The sequence below is a fragment of the Methylorubrum sp. Q1 genome (genome assembly GCF_004683995.1).
GTDB lineage: Bacteria > Pseudomonadota > Alphaproteobacteria > Rhizobiales > Beijerinckiaceae > Methylobacterium.
The window spans coordinates 36056-43464 of the sequence record NZ_SRHQ01000032.1; the positions used below are offsets into that span (position 1 = coordinate 36056).

Sequence of the window (7409 nt, forward strand, 5' to 3'; positions counted from 1 at the left end):
AGAAGGGCGTCCAGGGGGCACAATACACGTCGCTAGCCTTCCGCAGCCGCTGTCAGGAGGCGGGCGTGCGACCCTCAATGGGCCCGGTCGGCGATGCCTACGACAACGCCATGGCTGAAAGCTTCTTCTCGACCCTCGAATGCGAACGGCTCGCCCGCCGTCGCTTCCGCTCACAGGCCGAGGCACGGATGGCCTGCTTCAGCTACATCGAGGGCTTCTACAATCCGCTGCGCCGGCACTCGGCGCTCGGATACCGCTCGCCCGTCGTCTACGAGCAGGAAACCCAGCCGGACCCGCTACCCGAGCCCCTGTTCAGCCAAGCCCCCTGACCGTCCACAGAAACGGGGCAATCCCAAACGCGCGATTACGGGACGAGTTGTTGAACGGTGAGATCTTCTACACGCTCAAGGAGGCGCAGATCGTGATCGAGCGTTGGCGGAGACACGACAATGGCGTGCGCCCGCATGCTTCGCTGGACTACCGACCACCGGCCCCGGAGGTGTTCGTACCGGCCTCATCCGCTTGGCCGGCTGCCCTCACCCGACCGGCTCCGCCGGCCAAGCTACCCGTGGTGCAGAGGCCGACCCGGCACTAACTTTGAACTGGGACCGCCGTATGGGAGCCGATCACTTCGCGGCAAGACCTTTGATATGGCGTCCGCTTGATCGAAGCAGTCGCTGGATCGGCAAGCCCGCGCGGCGCTTGAGCGAAGCCGAACTGCGCCATTCCGAAGGAATCACACGGAGGTCGTATGAGCGGAGCTTTCGAGCGCTGTAGCGCTGCTCTGACGGCGTGCGTGGTCGTGGCGCAGCCGTAGAGAGCCTGTCCCATAACGCCTCCGGTGTGCGGCGGCCTCAGCTAAACCCATGCCACCACACCGTAGGACTGCACACCTACTCCGTCAGGATGCCGCAGAGCTGCTCTTCGCGGAACCGGCTCCTCTTCATCGTACGAAGGCAAGGTCGGCCGAAGTCCGGCGCCGCTTCCGCCTGCCGCGCGACACCTGTCGCACCCCGTCTTGCGACGGGTGTCGCATTGTCGGCTCTCGAAACGACTGCCGCGCGCCGACCATGCCGGGCGGGAAACAAAAAATCCGAATGATTGCAACGGATAACGAGCGGTTGAGCCGAATTCGCCGGTGCCGACGAAATTTGGCACGCCGGTTGCGGATGCCGATCCGGAGAAGGACCGGTCTATATCTCCACAAATTCAAGCATTGATCGAATTGTAAAAAAGCAGGACAATATAAACAGAAATACCATGTAGTATCGCCACAAAAACGGGAGGCGAACGGCGACACTCAATCATCGGTATCGCCGTAATCGACTTAAAATAGAAAATACAAAGGGGGGGATCAAATTGAAAATACAAAAAAGTCAGACATTGTCGCTCGGACCGGAGACGATCAATCCGAAGATTTATTGTCATTTCATCGATGGCCGGTTCGAGGACCCGACCGAGAGCACGGTGGACGTCTACAATCCGGCCGATGGCAGCCTCATCGCATCGACCCCCGAGGCGACCGCCGAGGATGTGGACCGGGCCGTGCGCGCCGCACGCCGCGCCCAACCGGCCTGGGAGGCCCTGCCGCCGATCGAGCGGGCAAAGCACCTCCGTGCGATCTCGGCCAAGGTGCGCGAACGCCGCGTGGAACTGGCCGATCTGCTCGTCCGCGAGCAGGGCAAGATCCGCAGCCTGGCTCAAGTGGAGGTCGATTTCACCGCCGATTACATCGATTACATGGCCGAATGGGCGCGCCGCCTTGAGGGCGAAGTGCTCTCCAGCGACCGGCCGAAGGAGACGATCTTCCTGCTGCGCAAGCCGCTCGGGGTGGTCGGCGGCATTCTGCCCTGGAACTTCCCGTTCTTCCTCATCGCCCGCAAGCTCGCGCCCGCCCTGGTGACCGGAAACACCATCGTCATCAAGCCGAGCGAAGAGACGCCGATCAATGCGTTCGTGTTCGCCGAACTCGTTGCGCAGACCGATCTCCCACCGGGCGTGTTCAACCTCATCGGCGGCCGCGGCGCCACGGTCGGTCAGGCGCTCACCGCCCATCCCGAGGTCGACCTCATCACCTTCACGGGTAGTGTCGGCACCGGCATCCAAATCATGAAGGCGGCTGCCGAGAACCTGACGCGGGTCAATCTCGAACTCGGCGGCAAGGCCCCGGCCATCGTCCTGGCCGATGCCGATCTCGACCTCGCCGCCAGGGCCATCCACGCCAGCCGTGTGATCAACACCGGACAGGTCTGCAACTGCGCCGAGCGGGTCTATGTCGAGCGCAGCGTCCACGACGCGTTCGTCTCGCGGCTCAAGGCTCTCTTCGAGGCAACCCGCTACGGCAACCCAAGCGAGGACGAGACCCTGGCCATGGGCCCCCTCGTCAACAAGGCCGGCCTCGACAAGGTCGCGGCGATGGTCGAGCGGGCCAAGGCCGACGGGGTCACCGTCGTCACGGGCGGCGCGGTCGCTGATCTGGGGGCGGGCTTCCATTACGTGCCGACCATTCTGACCGGCGCGACGGCCGACATGGAGATCATGCGCAAGGAAATCTTCGGCCCGGTCCTACCGATCCAGGCTGTCGACAGCCTCGATGAAGCGATCCGCCTCGCCAACGACAGTGAATATGGCCTGACCTCGTCGATCTACACATCGAGCATCAATGCAACGATGCAGGCCAGCCGCGAGCTTCGGTTCGGCGAGACCTACGTCAACCGCGAGAACTTCGAGGCCATGCAGGGCTTCCATGCCGGGCGGCGCAAATCGGGCATTGGTGGGGCGGACGGCAAGCACGGCCTCTACGAGTTCACAGAGACGCACGTCGTCTACATCCAATCCTGAATAAGATTGCCTCACAAAACTCCCGGCCTCTGACCGTTCTCGCTCCGGCAATGACAAGGGAGCGGAATTTTTGTGAGAGGAACTAAATCGAACAGCTTTCGCCTTGCCGGCACAGACTTATGAGATTCTGTCGGCTTCGCGCAAAAATCAAAAACAACGATTACGATACCATTGGATTTAGGGGGAGATCATGAAAATCGGCGTCAAATACATTTTCGCAGCGGCATTGGGGCTCTACGGCGCAGCATCCCAGCCCGACGCGGCTGCGGCAGCCGACATCACCTTCGCGGTCATTGATGGACACGAGTATGACCTGCCCATCAATTACAAGGACTTCTCTCTTTTCGTGCAGTACGGGCAGTTCAACGCCACGTCGCAGTTCTTCGATGCGCAGGGCAATCTGACCAGCGCATCGCGTCAGAACCTCGCGGCGGGCCTGAGCAAGTTCGTCTATTTCACGACGATCGACGCGCTACCCGATGTCGGTATCGCGCTTGAGGCGATCCTCCCCGAAATCTATCTCGGGACCCGCGACGCCAAGGAGCGTTTCGGCTTCGGGGATACGCTCTGGGGCGTGGCGACCTGGATCAAGCCGACTCCGAACAGCACATTGGGTATTCAGACGTTTCTTCAGGCGCCGATCGGCGGCGACTACTTCAGCAATCACTACTTCGCGAATTACACCAGCATCTTGTTCGACGTTCAGGGCAAGGATTTCAGCTTCACGGGCGATGTCGGCGGCGTCTTCCGCAGCGAGCAGAACGCACCCGGTGCTGCGGCAGTCAGCCCGGGCACCACGTTCCACACCAACCTTCGGCTCGGATACAAGCTCAACATGCCCACTCTTCCGGTGGAACCGTTCCTCGCCCTCGACTACCAGTACAATACGGCCAGCCGCCTCGCTTTGAGCAAGGTGGTGATTCCGAACAGCCAGAACCAGGATCTCGCTCTCGGCGCGGGTCTCATGTTCTTTTTCAACCCGAAACAGAACCTCACGGTTCGCTATTCCCGCAGCGTCTATGCGGAAAACGCCCGCCCTACCAATGCTTTCTACCTCAGGTATCTCTATATCCCATGATGTAAGCCGCCCGAGATACTGAAAAATTAATCAATTCTGCGGTCTCATAAATATTTATTGAGTTTACTGTTGTTATTATCTTGATCAAACGATGAATTTCGCCGATCTAGCGCGTCTGGATTTCATCTCGATTGATGGAGGGCCTGCTCGGCGCGAGACGACCGGGCTCGCCATTGCGTCTTTGGCTGCTCGACGCATGCGCCCTGCGCGCCCGCAACGGCAAATCGAAGGCGATGAATGACCGGTCGAGATCCCGTCCCATCCTTACACGAGGTTCGCCGAGCGATGATGAACGAAGAACAGGAGTATCGTCGATGACAGCAGCGCCGCCTGAGGAAACCCAGTGCCGCTGCGGCGCATCCATGCTGGAGCGGCGGACGATCGTGATCGGCGCCGCTGCTATGCTCCTAGCGGGCGCCGGTCCGTCCTTGGCCAACGACAAGGCCGTGCGTCCCCAGATCGGCGACGTTCTCGTCCATCTCGCGGGCGACAGTCAGGGCAGGACACTGACTGCAGCGGATCTCAAGATCGGCGACGAGCCGACGCTGGCCTACCCCGCCGATCCCAAGACGGGGCTTGTCAGGGATGGTTCGCGGGTCAACCAGATCCTCGTCGCGCGGGTCGATCCCGGCACGCTGTCTCCTGAGATGCGAACGACGGCGGAAAGTGGAATCGTGGCCTATTCTGCTCTCTGCACTCACAACGGATGCCCGATTACTTCTCTGCAGGACGACAAGCGATCGGTCATATGCAACTGCCACGGGTCTGTATTCGACCTTTCGGACAGCGGCAAGGTTCTTGAAGGCCCTGCATCGCGGCGGATCGCGCGGTTGCCGCTCCAAATCTCGGGCGACGCCATCACCGTAGCGGGCGCGTTCACCGGGGCACTCGGCCCACAACGGCAATAATCAAGATTTCGGTCGAGCGAACGGCCAATTCGACGAGGGAGGAAGACATGATGGTCAAGAACAAGATCGCCCTGCTCCTGGGCGCCACCCTTGCGGCGGCGCCGTGCGCCGCAGGCGAGTTGAAGAGCTATTCGCCGATCACGCAGAAGCGCCTGTCGAACCCCGAGCCGGAGAACTGGCTCATGGCCAAGGGCAATTACGCCGGCTGGAGCTACAGCGCCCTGGATCAGATCAAGACGAGCAACGTCAAGAAGCTGCGCCCGGTCTGGAGTTCGGCAACCGGCGTTACGTCGGGCCACGAAGCGCCCGCCATCGTGAATGACGGCCTCATGTTCGTGACGACCCCCTACAATCAGGTTCTCGCCATCGATGCGAAGAACGGAGACCCGATCTGGCGCTACAAGAGAGAATTTCCCGAAGGATTTAGCGCCTTCCACTACACCAACCGCGGCGTCTCTCTTTGGGGCGACAAAGTCTACGTCGCCGGCCTCGACTGCAAGCTGACCGCGCTGGATGCCAGAACCGGCAAGCTGGTCTGGGAAGTCACGGTCTGTGACTGGACCGAAGGCGCCTACATCACCTCGGCCCCGGTCTCGGTGAACGGCAAGATCATCGTCGGCCCCTCGGGCGGCGAGTTCGGTATTCGCGGCTTCCTCGCGGCTTTCGACGCCGAGACGGGCAAGGAGGTGTGGAAGACCTTTGCCGTGCCGGCCCCCGGCGAGAAGGGTTCGGAGACCTGGCCCAAGGACGGCCTGTGGAAGGACGCTTGGAAGACCGGCGGCGGCACCATGTGGATGCCGGGCAATTACGACGCCAAGAACGGCGTTCTCTACTGGGGAGTAGGCAACGGCTCGCCCTGGCTCGGCGACCAGCGTCCGGGTGACAACCTCTACCTCGCCTCCGTCCTCGCGATGGATCCCGATACCGGAACAATCAAGAACCACTTCCAGTATCACTGGAACGACAGCTGGGACTGGGCGGGCATGAACGCCCCGACCCTGATCGAACTCGACAAGGACGGGAAAAAGGTCCCGACGCTGATCAGCGCGCAGCGCAACGGGTATCTCTATCGCCTCGAGAACACGCCCGACGGCAAGATCGGCTTCCGCGATGCGCGACCCTACGTTCACAACAACGTCTTCGCCAGCGTCGATCCGAAGACCGGCCGCCCGACATACAACGCAGGCACCGTTCCCGGCACCGGGGTACCCGGAATGTATTGCCCGAGTCTCTGGGGCGGCAAGGATTGGCCCTACGAGTCCTACAACCCGAAGACCAAAAACCTCTACGTTCCGTTCAACGACAACCACTGCATGAGCTTCACCGGCAAGGTCCAGAAGCGCATCCCGGGCCAGTGGTCGGCCGGCGTCGATATCAAGGACATCAAACTCCATATCAACAAAGATGCAAAGTATATCGGCGGAATCCAGGCCATCAATGTGGAGACACGTGAGGAGGCCTGGAGAGACACCTATGCGGAATCCTGGAATTGGGGCTCGATCCTGTCGACGGCTGGCGATCTGATTTTCGCGGGTGGGACGAGCGATCGGATGTTCCGTGCCTATGACGCGAAGTCGGGCAAGATTCTCTGGCAGTTCAAGACCAGCTCCGGAATCATCGCTCCCCCGACCAGCTATTCGATCAACGGCAAGCAATACATCGCCGTCGTCTCCGGTTGGGGTGTCGACTCGGCGCTGGTTCAGGGCATCATGCACACGGAACGCGGCTGGGAGAAGGATATACCGCAGGGCGGTACCGTGTGGGTATTCGCCCTGGAAGACTGATGGGCGATAGCCCGCCCCGATCTTCCAGGAACGACCAGCCCCGCCTCAACCTGGCTGTTCGAAGACCGTAGGTCCATGCGTCGGCGCGTCGTCTCACCAGTTTGGGGGGCGATGCGCTAGGGTGTGAACCGAACCAAGGCGTTGCAAGAGCTATGGTTTTATGACTCAGAAGCGCCGTTTGCAGCACGAAGGCGGCGATGGCGGACCTGTTCTGGCTCTCGGACGAGCGGTGGGCGGTGATGGAACCATTCATGCCCAAGAACCAGCCCGGGCCGGAACGGAACGACGATCGGCAGGTCATCTCGCTACGCGGTCCTTCGGTTCCGGCATCCTGCACGTTCTCACCTCGGGCTGCCGCTGGCGCGACGGCCCGGCAGCGTATGGTCCGCGCACCACCGTCTACAACCGCTTGTCCCGCCGCGGCTTCTGGCGGGCGATGCTGACCGCGCCGGCCAAGGGCGGATGGGCGGGCGAGGCGGCCGCCATCGACAGCACCTCCGTCAAGGCGCACCGCTCGGCGCATGGCGGCAAAGGGGGGGGCTCGTGCGCTAAGGCATCGGCCCGTCGCGTGGCGGCCGGACGACCAAGATCCACGCCCTCATCGATGTCCTCGGCCGCCCCGACGTCCTCCTGCTGACGCCCGGCAACGCCAGCGACGTCACCACCGTCCCCAGCCGTGCTCGCCCAGGCGCCCGGTCGGGTCCGTCGCCTGGCCGCCGACAAGCGCCGCAACTACGCCTCGGCTGTTGCGCTCGCCGCCGTCAACGCCTTCTGGTGCTGATCGAGTCCTGACCCTAG

The 7409-nt window shown here is 61.9% G+C and carries 4 protein-coding genes and 3 pseudogenes; all 7 read left to right on the forward strand.

The window, feature by feature from the left end; all coding sequences use genetic code 11:
- Positions 1–11 precede the first annotated feature (11 nt).
- A pseudogene (locus E4V01_RS22755) lies at positions 12–329 on the forward strand (integrase core domain-containing protein); the annotation flags it as partial.
- A 26-nt stretch (positions 330–355) separates the two neighbouring features.
- Positions 356–595 (forward strand): annotated as a pseudogene (locus E4V01_RS22760) (integrase core domain-containing protein); the annotation flags it as partial.
- Between the two features lie 788 nt (positions 596–1383).
- Positions 1384–2841, forward strand: coding sequence for an aldehyde dehydrogenase (gene aldA, locus E4V01_RS22765; protein ID WP_245517661.1), 1458 nt, complete (start codon positions 1384–1386; stop codon positions 2839–2841).
- 190 nt (positions 2842–3031) lie between these two features.
- Complete coding sequence (locus E4V01_RS22770; protein WP_135299927.1) at positions 3032–3919, forward strand: transporter; 888 nt, start codon at positions 3032–3034, stop codon at positions 3917–3919.
- A 134-nt stretch (positions 3920–4053) separates the two neighbouring features.
- Positions 4054–4827: a ubiquinol-cytochrome c reductase iron-sulfur subunit gene (locus E4V01_RS22775; protein WP_210234764.1), complete on the forward strand. Its 774-nt coding sequence runs from the start codon at positions 4054–4056 to the stop codon at positions 4825–4827.
- 50 nt (positions 4828–4877) lie between these two features.
- The gene (locus E4V01_RS22780) at positions 4878–6611 is read left to right on the forward strand and encodes a PQQ-dependent dehydrogenase, methanol/ethanol family (RefSeq protein WP_135299928.1); all 1734 of its coding nucleotides are present in this window, start codon (positions 4878–4880) and stop codon (positions 6609–6611) included.
- A gap of 197 nt (positions 6612–6808) precedes the next feature.
- Positions 6809–7392 (forward strand): annotated as a pseudogene (locus E4V01_RS22785) (IS5 family transposase).
- Positions 7393–7409 lie beyond the last annotated feature (17 nt).

Bases quoted from the DNA above. Each gene is read 5' to 3' on its own strand.
- E4V01_RS22770 (WP_135299927.1), top strand. From the start codon at position 3,032: ATGAAAATCGGCGTCAAATACATTTTCGCAGCGGCATTGGGGCTCTAC.
- E4V01_RS22775 (WP_210234764.1), top strand. From the start codon at position 4,054: ATGGAGGGCCTGCTCGGCGCGAGACGACCGGGCTCGCCATTGCGTCTT.
- E4V01_RS22780 (WP_135299928.1), top strand. From the start codon at position 4,878: ATGGTCAAGAACAAGATCGCCCTGCTCCTGGGCGCCACCCTTGCGGCG.